8 protein-coding genes are annotated in these 14973 nt (G+C 66.4%); 2 read left to right on the top strand and 6 right to left on the bottom strand.

The window, feature by feature from the left end:
• Window positions 1-95: 95 nt before the first annotated feature.
• The 5 genes from NATOC_RS20640 to NATOC_RS20620 form a co-directional block, all read right to left on the bottom strand.
• Window positions 96-2057 (bottom strand): bacterio-opsin activator domain-containing protein, encoded by a 1962-nt coding sequence (locus tag NATOC_RS20640; RefSeq protein WP_015323439.1) that lies wholly within the window; start codon window positions 2055-2057, stop codon window positions 96-98.
• Window positions 2054-3811, bottom strand: coding sequence for a histidine kinase N-terminal 7TM domain-containing protein (locus NATOC_RS20635; RefSeq protein WP_245549719.1), 1758 nt, complete (start codon window positions 3809-3811; stop codon window positions 2054-2056). Before NATOC_RS20635 ends, NATOC_RS20640 begins: the two co-directional genes overlap by 4 nt.
• A 615-nt stretch (window positions 3812-4426) precedes the next feature.
• Entirely contained in the window at window positions 4427-6199 is a 1773-nt protein-coding gene (locus NATOC_RS20630; RefSeq protein WP_015323437.1) for an L-lactate permease, read from the bottom strand.
• Between the two features lie 260 nt (window positions 6200-6459).
• Window positions 6460-9450 carry an FAD-binding and (Fe-S)-binding domain-containing protein gene (locus tag NATOC_RS20625; RefSeq protein WP_015323436.1) on the bottom strand — a complete coding sequence of 997 codons (2991 nt, stop codon included), beginning with the start codon at window positions 9448-9450 and terminating at the stop codon, window positions 6460-6462.
• Between the two features lie 201 nt (window positions 9451-9651).
• Entirely contained in the window at window positions 9652-11001 is a 1350-nt protein-coding gene (locus tag NATOC_RS20620; protein ID WP_015323435.1) for a glycerate kinase type-2 family protein, read from the bottom strand.
• A gap of 165 nt (window positions 11002-11166) precedes the next feature.
• Here NATOC_RS20620 and NATOC_RS20615 point away from each other — a divergent pair, with 165 nt between their 5' ends.
• A complete protein-coding gene (locus tag NATOC_RS20615) occupies window positions 11167-13428 on the top strand; it encodes an NADP-dependent malic enzyme (protein WP_015323434.1) in 2262 nt (753 codons plus the stop codon).
• Window positions 13429-13447: 19 nt separating this feature from the next.
• Here the strand turns inward: NATOC_RS20615 and ddh are convergent, their stop codons facing one another.
• Window positions 13448-14386, bottom strand: coding sequence for a D-2-hydroxyacid dehydrogenase (gene ddh, locus NATOC_RS20610; protein ID WP_015323433.1), 939 nt, complete (start codon window positions 14384-14386; stop codon window positions 13448-13450).
• A gap of 138 nt (window positions 14387-14524) precedes the next feature.
• Here ddh and NATOC_RS20605 point away from each other — a divergent pair, with 138 nt between their 5' ends.
• Window positions 14525-14950, top strand: coding sequence for a PPC domain-containing DNA-binding protein (locus NATOC_RS20605; RefSeq protein ID WP_015323432.1), 426 nt, complete (start codon window positions 14525-14527; stop codon window positions 14948-14950).
• Window positions 14951-14973 lie beyond the last annotated feature (23 nt).

Raw genomic sequence — 14973 nt, 5'->3', positions numbered from 1 at the left:
CATACGGACACTACCGTCCCCTCGGCCTAAAGTGGTCCCGTTTCGGAACGTCGGTCGACGGTTCGACGACCGACTGGTGGGGCGAATGCCGACCGCTACTCGTAGAACGCCGTGAACACCTTCTGCTGGGCCGCATGGAGGTGCTGGAGGTACGTCGAGTGCGAGACACCCAGCGCGGTCGCGATTTCGGTCGCGGACGAACGTCGGGGCTGTTCGAAGTATCCGTGACGATAGGCTGCCTCGAGCGCGATCGCCTGCTTTTCGGTCAGCACGCCCGCGTCGAAGGAGTAGTGGCTCTCCTCGGGCGTCCACTCCCGCTCGACACAGGACAGCACCGACACGCGACCGTACCGATCCGCGAGCGAATCGACCAGCGCGCTGAGGTTCCCCCTGGAGGGGAGTTCGATCCGCATCACCGATCGATCGGCGGCGATGCTGGTTGATCGGACGAGCGCGTTGAACGGTGCGAGGGTCGACTCCGGGGTCGGTCCGTCGACGGTGAGTCGAAACGCCTCACTCCCGTGGGAGTCGATCGGAACGACGCCGCGGACCGTCGAGTGGGCGCTCGCTGCGTCGCGGAACCGCTCGGCGCTTCCGCCCTGCAGTGTCACGTACTGGACGACCCCGTTGTCCTCGCCGGCGTGGGTCCCGCGGACGACCGGTTCCAGCGTCGAGTCGTCGGCGTCGCCCGCGACGATCTCGCTCAGGTAGTGTGTCCCTTCCCGGAGTTCGATCCGTGCCTCGACGCCGCGACCGGCGGTGAGCGCCCTCCTGGCGCCCAGATGGGTGATCGCGTAGCCGACGGTCGCCGCGAGCTCCTCGAGGAGTTCACGTTCGGCGTTGTCGATCGACTCGGGCTCCCCGCGGTAGGCCGCGAGGACGCCGTGGGTGACGTCCTCGTACCCGACCGGGAGTGCGATCCCGGTTCGGAGCCCACACTCGAGCGCCAGCTCCCGCCACGCGGCCGGGAACAGCGCCTCGAAATCCGCGATCGCCTGGATCGTTCCGGTCCGTGCCGCCCAGACGCTCGGTTCGCATTCGTGTTCCGTCCCGTCGAGCGAGCGGTCGACGGCGTCGACGTAGCGCTGATCGCCCGCGACGGCCTGCGGGCGAAGCTCCCCGTCAGCAGCTGCGCCGATCCAGACGAGCTCGTACTCTTGTTGGGCGAGCGCGGCGACGACAGCTCGCTCGAGTTCCACTCGACGCTCCGCGGTCACGAGCGCTCGCTGGACTCGTCGGTTGATGTTCCGTTCCCGCAGGTGCCGCACTTCCCGCAGTCGTTTCTCGGTGACGTCCCTGATCGACAGCATCGTCGCCGGCTCCTCGTCGTACGCGATCGTTCGACCCGTGTACTCGCAGTGAGCCACCCGGCCGTCGGTCACCAGTCGAACGTAGTGGATGCCGTCCGCGAGGACGTCCGTATCGATCTCGCGGAACCGCCTTCGGTCGGCCTCGTGGACGAACCGATCGACGAACGCGGTGCCGACGAGCGCCGTGGCCGTCGAGCCGGCGAACTCGGCGAACCGTCGGTTACAGAACAGCAGCCGACCGTCGCGGACGATGACGATCGCGTCGCGGCTCTGTTCGATCACGGATCGGTACCGTTGCTCGCTGTCCTCGATCGCCCGCCGGAGCGCGCGGCGCTCGACGGCGTTGTGGATCTTGCCGGCCAGGATCGGTGCCTGATCGACCGTCGGATCCTTCGGGAGGTAGTCGGTCACGCCGGCGTCGATCGCCCGGGTTGCGACCGTCTCGCTGCCCTCGCCGGTCACGAGGACGATCGGCAGCTGCGGCCGTTCGTCGCGGAGTCGCACTACCAGTTCGATCCCGTTCGTCTCGGGCAGCCGGTAGTCGACGACGAGACAGTCGATCGACGACTCGGCAAAGACCGCCAGCGCCTCGTTCGCGCTGCAGACCGACTCGACCCGAAGCGACGGCTCCCGTCGCTCTAGTTCTTCGGCCATGAACGTCGCCCACCGCTCGTTGTCGTCGACGAGTAGGACGTCGATCTCCTCGAGTGTCGCTGCCACCCGAGCGTCGATCGTGCGGTCGGTCATCGACTCACCCGTTCTACCCGCCCGTCGCTCGAGCCGCGGTCGGTCGTGTTCGTCCCGTGAAACTCTTCGGGATCGACCGCAGCCACGGCTGACTGCTCCGTCTCGCGGGCGGCGTCGGCGCGCTCCAGCCCGACCGTGACGATCGATCCGGTCGGCGCGTTCTCCGCAACCGACAGCTCCGCGCCGTACCCGTCGGCCAGCGACCGAACGATGTAGAGGCCGTACCCCGCGCCCTCGTACTCCGCGAGGGGAGTCTGCCCGGTCAGCAGCCGCCGCGGCTGGTCGGGGAAGCCGGGACCGTCGTCGGCGACCGAGACGGTCACTCGCTCGTCGGAGACGTCGACTCCAACCGTTACCGTCGGCTGGGGGTCGTCGTTGTGGACAACGGCGTTGGCGACCAGATTGTAGAGCAGCGACGAGAGCATCCCGTCGGCCCGCACCGTCACGTCCGGGAGGTCGTCCTCGAGCTCGACGGTCGCGTGACCGAAGGCGGCCACGGCGGCGGCGACCTCGCTCTCGAGGACGGGCACGAGCGCGATCGGCCGCGGTTCGCGCTCGCGTCGGTCGAGCGTCCGCAACAGCTCACCGACCGTCTCGGTGAGCTCGACGACGTGCTCGCAGTTCCCCTTGATCCGGTCCGTGTGGGCCAGAAGCCGACCCGCCGTTTCGGGGTCGTCCTCGCGGAGCGTCTCGAGTTCGGGCTCGATTCGACGCAGGAGTCCCAACACAAGCCCCATCTCGTTTCTGATGTCGTGTCGAACCAGCCGGTTCAGCAGCTCCCCCTGTTCGGCTCGCAACTCGAGGGAGCGTTCGTAGCGCTTTCGGGCGGTGACGTCACGGAGGACGATCACCCGCCCGACAGTCGCGTCCTGCCAGCGAAGCGGCTGCGACCGCAGATCGAGAACCCGGGTGCCCCCGGCCGCCGCGACCTCGATCGTCCGTTCGGCGTTCGTTTCGTCGCTCGTCTCCGGAAGCACGGTGTCGACCGCCTCGCCGACGGCCCCCGAGGACGCCCCTAGCAGCCGACCAACGCTCTCGTTCGCGTGGACGACCCGTTCGTCGGCGTCGACCACGAGGACGCCGTCGGGCGAGTCCCGCATCGCGGTCGTGTACGCGATCGGGGGCAGCTCCAGCAGCCGGTACCGGAACGTCGCGACGCCGAGCGCGGCGACCGACAGTCCTGCCGTCGCCGGTACGAGGTTGACGTCCTCGCGGCCGAACGGTGGAACGCCCGCGGCGGTGAGGAAACTCGCGGCGATCGGAGCGACGACGGCGATCGTCAGCAGGATCGCCTGCGGGTAGTAGCTTCGGTTCGTTCGGCGCAACTCGTCGAAGACGACGGCGAGCGTGAGAACGGCCATGAGGGCGGCGTAGACGAAACTCAACGCGACGTGTGCGGGACCGCGGTCCGCCCGCCAGACGACGAGCCCGTTGGCGTCGACGACCCGCGTGTCGATGATCGCCACGTCGGCGGGGTTCGTCACCAGGAGCGCGAGAAACGCGACCGGAACGACGAACACGCCGCCGACGACCCGTGGAGTGAGCCAGCGGATCCGGTCAGTGTAGGCGAGCGCGAACAGCAGGAGAAGCGGGCCGACGGCGGCGCTGCCGGCGTGGAGCAACAGGTAGCTCCGGTACTGCACCGTCGGATCGGTGCTGAGGAGCTTGAGCGCCGAAAACCCGGTCCAGATCGCGATCGCGACGGCCATCGCGGCGAACGCGAGCAGGGTCGGCGATCGACCGTCGCGTCGCATACGTGCGAGGGTGTACGTACCCAAGAGGAGAGATACCGCCGTCGCGAACAGGATCGGGTACGAATATGTGGTGTGTTGCCACCCCATACCCGTTCCTCGAGCGTCGGTGATATAACAGTATCGACGACTGTTCCCGAACCCGTCTTTGCCCCGACTCCGTGACTGTCAGTCGTGGCCTGGGCCGTCCTCAGCTGGAAGCGTGGTCCGTCGTGGCGACCCGCGAGCGTCTCAGCCCGTTTGACCTATTTATTAGTACACATGACTGAGATATCCGCCATTACTATCATAAAATCGGAGCACGTTACTGCGGCGGGAACGACCGGTCGCTTTCGCCGTCGTGCTCTCGAACGCGTCCTCGCTTGACGATCAGACTCGACGGTAATGAGACGACTGTCGGATCATCGCGGCCACGGTTCAGTGACTTTTGTATTGTGATCAGCACGAGAACGTCTGCATCGACGTGCCGCTGACAGAGAACACTCAGTATAAATATATGAATCTATCTCTGATATTATTCGCCGTATTCGGCGTGTCGTGGCCATCGAAACCGATGGGTTCGAGGCTACCAGAACCGTGATCGTCCGATCGAGAACGGAACCGAAAGAACCGTCGGCGTCAGTAGACGTCGAACACTGACGGGAGGACGTCGGGCATGACGTAGACGAAAAGCAGCGCCCAGACGCCGACGACGAGGGCGTAGTAGAACAGGGGGATCAGGTTCAGCCGCATGACTCGACCCTCCTGGCCGACGAGACCCACGGTTGCCAGCGCCGCAACGATGTTGTGGATCGCGACGAGGTTACCGATGGCACCGCCGACAGCCTGCGTTCCGACGACGATCTGGCTGGGCAGGTCGAGCTCGTGTGCGGCCGTGAACTGGAAACCGCCGAAGGTGATGTTCGACACCGTGTTCGAGCCGACCATCGCCGCAGCGAGCGCGCCGATAAGCGCCGCCAGCGCCGGATACAGCGGCCCGGTGGCGTCCGCGGTTGCGATCGCGAGGATCTCGATCATACTTCCCGCTTCGGGTGCGCCGGGTGCGCCGCCGGACTGGATCATCACCTGCACCATCGCGATCACGAAGATCAGCGCGATAAACGGCGAGACCAGCTTCTTGGCCGCTTCGGCCCAGGCAGCTTTCACCTGCTGGCCCGACATCCCGAAGATGCCGATCGCGATGATCGCACTGAGCAACAGCCAGAAGCCAGGCGCGTTTATCCACTCGATCCCGGCGGAGAGATCGTAGCCGAACATCTCGGACCACTGGATCACCACGCCGATCGTGAACTCGCCGACGCCGGCGACGGCGAACTCGGTTCCGAGACCCGCATCGGTGATCGTCTCGGAGATCGGATCGATCACGCGAGTGACGACCAGCAGGACGATGAGCACGATGTACGGCGACCACGCCTTCAGCAGCGACATCTGCTCGCCACCGTTCGGAACGGCTTCGTCGGTGCCGTCGTCACCGGGTTCGATCGCGCCGACCCAGTGGTCGGCCCACTGCTCGCGCGGCGGGAAGTCCCACTCGTCATCCGGCAGGAGGTAGCCACGTCGGAGCAGTCCGACGGTGATCGCCCCGCCGACCATCGCCCCGATCAGCGCCGGGAACTCCGCGGTGAGGAACCAGGCGGCGGCCCAGTAGGGAATCGCGAAGGCGAACCCGGCAAACAGACAGAGCGGCCAGACGCTAAGCGCCGGCTTGAGCGACCGCTCGCCGGGCGGACTGAAGAAGTAGACGATCATCCCGACCGCAAACAGCGGCATCAGAAAGCCCGTCAGCGCGTGGTAGGTCGCCGCCCAGGCCGCGACCTCGTGGGAGTACTCGACGACGCTCATCCCCCCGTCGTTGACGATCTGCTCCTCGTAGATCATCAGCGGGTCCTGGATCCCGACGATGATCGGCGTCCCCACTGCCCCGTAGGTGACGGCGATGATGTGGCCGATCAGCGCCGCGATGACGGCCGCCAGCGCCGGGAAGCCGAGCGCCAGCATCAGCGGTGCGACGACCGCTGCTGGGGTCCCGAACCCTGCGGCGCCTTCGATGAACGTCGCGAGGAAGAACGCGATCAGCACGATCTGCACTCGCCGGTCGTCGGAGACGGCGGTGAATCCCTTGTTGATCCGGTCGAACGCGCCGGCCTGCATCAGCGTGTACAGCAGAACTAGCGCCCCGAAGACGATCCACAGGATCTCGAGGGCGGTCATCACCCCGACGAACGACGATCCCGCCAGGTAATCCGGCGGGTTGTTCCACCAGACGTAGCCGACGCCGAGCGCGGCGATCCACGCGATCGGCATCGCCCGCGTCGCCGGCCACAGGAACCCGATGAGCAACACCGCGACGATCGCGAGCGGTAACGCCGCGACGACGATGTCCATCACCATCCGTGTCGCTCACCCCGATTGGTCCGTCGTTCGATTGCCGTTCTTCCGTTCCCCTGTGCGGTTCCGTATCGCCTCGCGCCGTCCTTTCTCATTATGAACGTCCCATGATCACGTATATCATAAGGTATAATAAATGGTTCTATTTATAATCTGACCATTGTATGTCAGCAGAAGGATACGCACAGAACGAGGACGTCCTCGTAACCGGATTCGGAACCCTTCGTTCCTGAATAGTCTAGAAACGTAAAACCGATCTGACGTTACTGTGCGGGGAGAAGGTCGTTCACCTTCTCGATCGGATGGGGTGGTTTCTCGGTCGGTTCGTCGCGGTCACCGATCTGGCTCCGACAGGAGGCCCCGGGTGCGACCGGGCTCCCCTCGCTCTCGTCGATCTTCTCGAAGAGGCGTTCGCCGATCGACTTCGAGAGATCGTAGTGTTCGGCCTCGTAGCCGAAGGAGCCAGCCATCCCACAGCAGGTGGTGTCGAGCGGATCGACGGCGTACCCTGCACGCCGGAGGACGCCGACGGCGTGGTGGTCCTTGCCGGTCGCCTTCTGGTGGCAGTGGCCGTGGTATGCAAGCGTCTCGTCGGTTTCCCCGAGCGGGAGGTCCTCGACGAGCCGGTAGACGTCCATGTACTCGCTGATCCCGTAGGAGTGGCCGGCGACCTTCTCGGCGGTCGCGGAGGGCGCCAGGTCGAGATACTCGTCCTGGAACATCACTGCGTCCGAGGGCTCGAGCGAGACGATCTCGTACCCCTGGTCGACGTACTCCGCGAACCGTTCGATGTTGGCCACGGCCCGCTCCTCGGCGTCGTCGAGCATTCCGACCGAGAAGGCCGCGCGACCGCTCGGCCCGACATCCTCGGGGACGGTGACGTGGACGCCCGCGGACTCGAGGACGCGAACGGCGGCCTTTCCGGGACGGGAGTAGCTGTAGTTGGTGTACGTGTCGGGGAACAGGACGACCTTCCGGTCGGCCGCGTCGGGATCGACCCGTGGGCCGCGCTTCGCGAACCACTCCTGGAAGGACTCCTGCTGGAAGCTGGGAAGCTCCCGGTCGGCAGCGATGCCCGCGATCTTCTCCATCACGCGTCGGCTTCCGGGAAGCTTCGGGCCCAGATTCGAGAGGGGCGCGAGCGTGCTTCCGACCTTCGAGAGGGTGTCGATGTTGCCGAACAGCCGCGAGCGCAGGCCGATGCCCTCCCGTTCGTGGTACTGGTGTTTCGTCTCGGCCTTGAGCTTCGCCAGGTCGACCCCGGTCGGACAGTCGCTCTTGCAGCCCTTGCAGCCGACGCAGAGATCGAGCACCTCCTTCTGGAACCGTTCGGAGTACATCTCCTCCTCGGGGAGATCGCCCGAGATCGCCGACCGGAGCATGTTCGCCCGGCCGCGGGTCGTCGCGATCTCGTCTTTCATCCCGCGGTAGGTCGGACACATCACGTCGTCGGTCTGGCGACAGGTCCCACAGCCGTTACATAGCTCCACGAGGTGGGAGAAGCCACCCTCCTCGGAGAAGTCGAGTTTCGTCTGGGGCTCGATCGAGGCGTAGGCGTGCCCATACCGGAGGTTCTCGCGCATGTCCGTCGGCTCCTCGTCGGTGTAGACGACCTTCCCGGGGTTCATCCGCCAATCGGGGTCGAACACGGACTTGACGTCCTTGAACGCCTGCCAGAGATCCTCCCCGTACATCTTCGGGTTGAAGGCGGTGCGGGCGAGCCCGTCGCCGTGTTCCCCGGAGAACGACCCCTCGTGTTCGAGGACGAGGTCGGTGACCGCGTCGGTGATCGACTGCATCGTCTGGATCCCCGAGTCGTCTTTCAGGTTGAGGATCGGCCGGATGTGGAGGGTTCCGCTGCCCGCGTGGGCGAAGTAGGCGGCGGAGGTGTCGTGGTCCTCGAGGACGTCCATGAACTTCTCGACGTACTCGGCGAGCTCCTCGGGGGGGACCGTCGCGTCCTCGATGAACGGATACGGCTTCGGGTCGCCTTCGAGGCTCATCAGCAGCGGGATCGCGGCCTTCCGGAGCTTCCAGAGGTCGGCCTGATCCTCCTCGGTGTAGGCTTCCAGGGCGTCGAAGGCGTCGCCGTTCTCGACGAAGTGCTCGTTGGTCCGGCCGATAGCCTCCTCGAAGTCGTCGTGGAGCTCCGAGTCGTACTCGAGCATCAGCGTCGCCTCGGTGCCGTCGGGGATCGGCTCCTCGTACTGGGCGAACTGCTCGGATTCGCGAGCGAGCCGGAACACCTCGCTGTCCATCAGCTCGACGGCGCTGGGATCGAACTCCAGGGCCTCGGGGACGGCTTCGAGGGTCTCGATGAGGTCGTCGAAACAGTAGAGGACGAGCGCGGTCTCCTCGGGGAGGGTGACGAGGCTGATCTCGGCCTCGACGATCACGCCCAGCGTCGACTCGGCGCCGACGAACAGCTTCGAGAGGTTGATGACGTCCTCGCCGTCCTCGTTCTCGTAGACGACCTTGTTGAGGTTGTACCCCGAGACGTTGCGCTTGAGGTCGGGGTAGCGCTCTTCGATCTCCTCGGCGTTTTCCTCGACGATCGCGCGCACGGTCTCGTAGATCTCGGCCTCCCGGTCGGTCTTCGAGACGATCTCCTCCCACTCGGGGGAGTCGAGGACGACCTCGCGAGTGTGGATCAGCGAGCCGTCCGCGAGCACGACGTCTAGCTCCTCGGTGTAGGCGTCGGAGATCCCGTAGCGGACCGAGTGGGCGCCCGTCGAGTTGTTCCCGATACCGCCGCCGATCGTCGCACGGTTCGACGAGGCGGGGTCGGGCGCGAACTTGAGTCCGTACTCCCGGGCCGCCTCGTCGAAGTGGTCCTGGACGACGCCGGGCTGGACCCGCGCTCGCTGACGATCGGGGTCGATTTCCAGGATGTCGTCCATGTAGGTCGTCATATCGAGCACGACACAGCCGGGGCCGACAGCCTGCCCGCCCAGCGACGAGCCGGCGCCGCGGGCCATAATCGGCACGTCGTGTTCGGCGGCGACGCGCACGGCGTTTTGCACGTCGTCGGCGTTACGGGGCAACACGACGCCGGCCGGTTTGGCCTTGTAGATACTGCCGTCGGTCGCGTACAGGACCTGTGCGTACTCGTCGAAGCGCACCTCGCCCGAGACGACCGATCGCAGATCCGCAGCGAGATCGACGTACTCCTCGACGTCGTCGTACTCGTGATCGAGTCCGTCACGAAACTCCTCGTAGTTAGCGAAGCCACCGTGTGGCTTTTCAACAGCCATCAGTCGACTCTGGGGGATCGATTATGATAAATCCTGTGCCTCGTCGTCCCACACGTTTCCGAAACGAACCGCCCTGAGCGACAGCATTCGGCAGGTATTGCCGGCCGACCGAACATGGACGTCCGCTCTCGGCTGGCCCACCGCCCGACACGCCCTCCCGACTCGGCCGGATCGCGAGTGTCTGACCGACGCCGTCTCGTTTCAGTCTTCGGCAACGACGAGGACGCGGAGGTCGTTGACGTTCGTCCCCGTCGGCCCGGTTCGAACGATCGCGTCGGTCGACTCGAGGATCGGCAGGGCGTCGTTTGTCGCGAGCGCGCGCCGTCCCTCCGTCCGAGAGACGTCGGCCGCGGTCGCGATCGCGCCGGCGGCGTCGGTCGCGCCGTCGATGCCATCGGTGTCGACGCTCGCGACGACCACTGCGTCGCTCTCGAGTTCGACGGCACCACTCAGGACGAACTCCTGGTTCGGGCCGCCGCTGCCGTGGTCCTCGGCGAGAGTTACCGTCGTCTCCCCGCCCGACAGCACCACCGCGGGCGGGGTGATCGGATCGCCCGTCTCGGCACACTCCTCGGCGATCGCGGCGTGGGTGATCGCCGACTCGCGTGCCTCCCCACGGACCCGCGAGGACAACACGAGCGGCTCGTAGCCGTTGTCGGTCGCGACCTCGCGGGCCGCCTCGAGCGCGGTCCGTCCGCTCCCGAGGACGTGCGCGCGGACGGACTCCAGCAGGGGGTCGTCGGGGGCGACGGTCTCGGGGTGCTCGCCCCGGTCGCCGGCCGCCAGGTACGCCGAGACCGTCTCGGGTACCGAGAGCTCGTAGCGCTCGAGGACCTCGAGGGCGTCCGCGTACGTGGTGGGGTCGGGCGCGGTTGGCCCGCTCGCGATCACGTCGAGCCGGTCGCCGACGACGTCGCTGATGACGAGCGTTGCGACTGTCGCCGGCGCCGCCTGCCGGGCGAGCTGGCCGCCCTTGATCGACGAGCAGTGTTTGCGGACGGCGTTGATCTCGTCGATCGACGCGCCACACTCCAGCAGCGACTCGGTGACCGACTGCAGGTCCGCCAGCGTGATCGGCTCCGACGGCGCCGGCAGCAGGGCACTCCCGCCCCCGGTGAGACAGGCGACCACGAGGTCGTCCTCGCCTGCCCGGTCGGCGACCTCGAGGACGCGCCGGGCGCCCGCGACGCCGTCCTCGCTGGGAATCGGGTGATCGCCCCGCCGTTCCTCGACGACCGACGTGCCCGCGGGGTCGTCGGTGACGACGACGCCCCCGGTCAGCCGATCGCCGAGCTGCTCCTCGATCGCCAGCGCGAGGTGGCCCGCGGCGTTGCCCCCACCAACGACGTAGACGTCCTCGTACCGATCGAGCTCGTACTCGGTGGCGTCGTCCTCGGCGCCCGCGACGGTGAGGACGTCCTCGTGGGTCGAAAGCGACTCCGCGACGACGCGTTCGGGGTGGGCGGCGTCGATTCCGGCGGCGATACAGTCCAGCGCGACCGCGTGAGCGTCCGTTCGCTCGAGCGCGTCGCGGTTCTCGATCGTGACCATACGGAGTACTAGCCCAAGTCCCATATGTAGGTTTTTGCGCCGATCGACCGTGAGGGCCGATCGGGCGTCGAACCCCTTTGCGGAGACCCGGGATCGTCGATCGACTTGTTCATCATCGTTTATCGTGGAAACACCTTTATCGTGGTATACGGTACATAGTAGCATATGTCCCTCGAGGACGAATCACTCGACTACCACGAGGAGGAGCCACCGGGCAAGATCGAGATCGCGACGACGAAATCGACGAGCACGCAGCGGGATCTCTCGCTCGCGTACTCGCCGGGCGTCGCGGGCCCCTGTCGAGCCATCGACGATCGACCCGACGACGCCTACCGGTACACGGCGAAGGGGAATCTCGTCGGCGTCGTCTCGAACGGATCGGCCGTACTGGGGTTGGGTGACATCGGCGCCCAGGCGTCGAAACCGGTGATGGAGGGGAAGGGCGTCCTGTTCAAACGGTTCGCCGATATCGACGTCTTCGACGTCGAGTTCGACCTCGACGATCCGGACGCGATCGTCGAGGCGACCGCGGCGATGGAGCCGACCTTCGGCGGGATCAACCTGGAGGATATCGCGGCGCCGGACTGCTTCGAGATCGAGGAACGGCTCCGCGAGCGGATGGACGTCCCGGTCTTCCACGACGACCAGCACGGCACCGCGATCATCTCCGGAGCCGGCCTCCTCAACGCCGCTGAGCTCGTCGGCAAACACCTCGAGGACCTCGAGGTCGTCTTCTCGGGGGCGGGCGCGAGCGCGATCGCGACGGCGCGCTTTTACGTCTCGCTGGGCGTCGATCCCGAGAAGATCACGATGTGTGACTCCTCGGGGATTATCACCGAACGCCGCGCCGAGGACGGCGACGTCAACGAGTACAAGCGGGAGTTCGCCCGTGACCTGCCCGAGGGCGGGCTCGCTGACGCGATGGAAGGGGCCGACGTACTGGTCGGGCTCTCCGCGGCCGGCATCGTCTCCCAGGAGATGGTGCGATCCATGGCCGAGGATCCGATCATCTTCGCGATGGCCAACCCCGATCCCGAGATCGGCTACGAGGAGGCCAAGGCCGCCCGCGACGACACCGTCATTATGGCGACCGGTCGGTCGGATTACCCCAACCAGGTCAACAACGTGCTTGGCTTCCCCTTCATCTTCCGCGGGGCGCTGGACGTCCGGGCCACCGAGATCAACGAGGCGATGAAAGTCGCCTGCGCCGAGGCGCTTGCCGACCTGGCCAAGCAGGACGTTCCCGACGCCGTCATCAAGGCCTACGGCGATCAGCCGCTGCGGTTCGGTCCCGAGTACATTCTCCCGAAGCCGATCGACCCGCGGGTGCTGTTCGAGATCGCCCCTGCAGTCGCAAAAGCCGCGATGGAGTCGGGAGCAGCCCGCGCCGAGGTCGATCCCGACTCCTACCGCGAACGGCTCGAGGCCCGGCTGGGCAAGTCCCGCGAGATGATGCGGGTCGTGCTGAACAAGGCCAAGAGCGACCCCAAGCGTGTCGTCCTCTCGGAGGGGGAAGACGAGAAGATGATCCGGGCAGCCTACCAGATCCAGGACGAGGGGATCGCCTCGCCGGTGTTGCTCGGCGGCCGCGACGAGATCGGGACGACGATCTCCCGGCTCGGCCTCGAGTTCGACCCCGAGATCGTCGACCCCACCGTCGGTGACTACGAGAACTACGCCGACCACCTCTACGAACAGCGCCAGCGAAAGGGGATGACCCGCAGCGAGGCCGACGATCTCGTCCGGAGCGATCCGAACTACCTCGGCAGCGTGATGGTCGACGTCGGCGACGCCGACGCCATGCTGACGGGGCTGACCCACCACTACCCCTCGGCGCTGCGTCCGCCCCTCGAGGTGATCGGAACCGGCGAGGACGCCGACTACGCCGCAGGCGTCTACATGCTCGCGTTCAAGAACCGCGTGATCTTCATCGCCGACGCGACGGTCAACCAGGCTCCCGGCGCGGACGTCCTCGAGGAGGTGACCCGGCACACAGCCGACGTCGCCCGTCGGTTCGACGTCGAGCCCCGCGCGGCGATGCTGTCGTATTCGAACTTCGGCAGCGTCGACAACGAGCGCACCCGCCCCTCCCGCGAGGCCGCCCGACGGCTGCAGTCCGACCCGAACGTTGACTTTCCCGTCGACGGCGAGATGCAGGCCGACACCGCCGTCGTCGAGGAGATCCTGAACGACACCTACGAGTTCTCGGAGCTCGAGGAGCCCGCGAACGTCCTGGTCTTCCCGAACCTCGAGTCGGGCAACATCGGCTACAAGCTCCTCCAGCGACTCGGCGGCGCCGACGCGACCGGGCCAATGCTCGCGGGGATGGACAAACCCGTCCACGTCCTCCAGCGGGGCGACGAGGTCAAAGATATCGTCAACCTCGCGGCGGTCGCCGTCGTCGACGCGCAGCGAACGGAGAACTGAGGTCGTTCTCGCCGCCGTCTCAGGCGACGCGGTTTTTCAGCGCCTCGCCCGACTGGTAGCGCTCGACGTTCTCCGCGACGAGCTCCGCGATGTCGAGGTGGTACCGGTTGGTCGCCGACCCCTTGTGCGGAAAGACGATCACGTCGTCGAACCCCCACAGCGGCGACTCCTTGGGGAGCGGTTCGGTCTCGAAGACGTCTAGTCCGGCGCCGGCGATCTCGTCGGCTTCGAGGGCCTCGACGAGCGCGTCCTCGTCGACGACGGGTCCGCGAGCGACGTTGATCACGTAGGCGTCCTCGCGCATCGCCTCGAACTCGGCGTCGCTCAGCATGTCGTCGGTAGCCGGCGTGTGCGGAACGGTGAGGACGACGAACCTGGCGTCCTCGATCGCCTCGTGGAGCCGATCAGGGTCGAAGATCTCCGAGACGCCGGGCACCGGCTCGTCCGACCGCCGCACGCCGACGACCTCCATACCGAGCGCGTCACAGCGGGCCGCGGTCGCCTCGCCGATCGTTCCGAGTCCGACGACACAGACCTGCTCGTTCTCGAGGGTGAACGGTCGTTCGTACGGCGGCTCCCACCACTCGCGTTCGTTCTGGTGGTCGCGGTAGCGATGGCCCAGCCGCGCCAGCGAGAGCATGCAGTTGAGCGCGACCTCGCTGACGGTCGAGCCGTGGATCCCCGAACTGTTCGTGAGCGGGACCCCCTCCCGTTCGTACTCGTCGGTGTCGAACTCGTCGTAGCCGGCGCGAATGCAGTGGACCCAGCCCGCGTCCAGATACTCCGGCTGTGGGACGTAGGTCGCTACCGCGTTTGTCGGACCGTACTCGCGGCCGTCGCCGACCAGTTCGGCCGGAATCGGGAGGTCGTCGAACGCCTCGACGAACGCCTCCGGTGGAATCACGTTTTCGACCGACTCGTGGACGTACAGCTGCTCGAGCTCGTGGCGCTCGGTCATACGCTACTCCTCCCGTGGAGCGAAAGTGAATCTTACGTATTATTCAGCCGTCGCCGAGAGTGAATACAGCTGTCGCGGCCCGCCGACCGCGTCGCCGCCACCGCAATCTTTTTTGAGGAACGTTGCGCGTGTTGCGGTATGGAGTACCAGGAAGTGGAGCCGACGCGGGAGTTCCTCGCACGACTCGACACCGGACAGGACTGGCGCGACGAAATCGAGAGCCTCGCTCGGGAGGAAGGGATCGAAGCCGGCTGGTTCAACGCGATGGGCGCGGTACAGGACGCCGAGATCTGGTTCTACGACCAGGACGACCAGGAATACCAGTCGGTCACCTTCGACGAACCGCTCGAGGTCGCCGCCTGCGTCGGGAACGTAGCGAAACTCGACGGCGACGTGTTCGCTCACACCCACGCCGTCCTCTCCCGACGGGACGGCGAGACCCTCGCGGGCCACCTCGAGGGCGGGACCGTCTTCGCCGGCGAGGTCCACCTCCGGGCGTTCGAGGAGCCGCTCGTCCGGAACTTCGACGAGACGACCGGACTGGACCTCTGGCTCAACGAGTAGCGCCGACAACAGACAGTTTTCGC

This window comes from Natronococcus occultus SP4 (assembly GCF_000328685.1).
Taxonomy (GTDB): domain Archaea; phylum Halobacteriota; class Halobacteria; order Halobacteriales; family Natrialbaceae; genus Natronococcus; species Natronococcus occultus.
The sequence above is the reverse complement of the archived record's forward strand: the minus strand, read 5'-3'. Positions and strand labels throughout refer to the sequence as shown.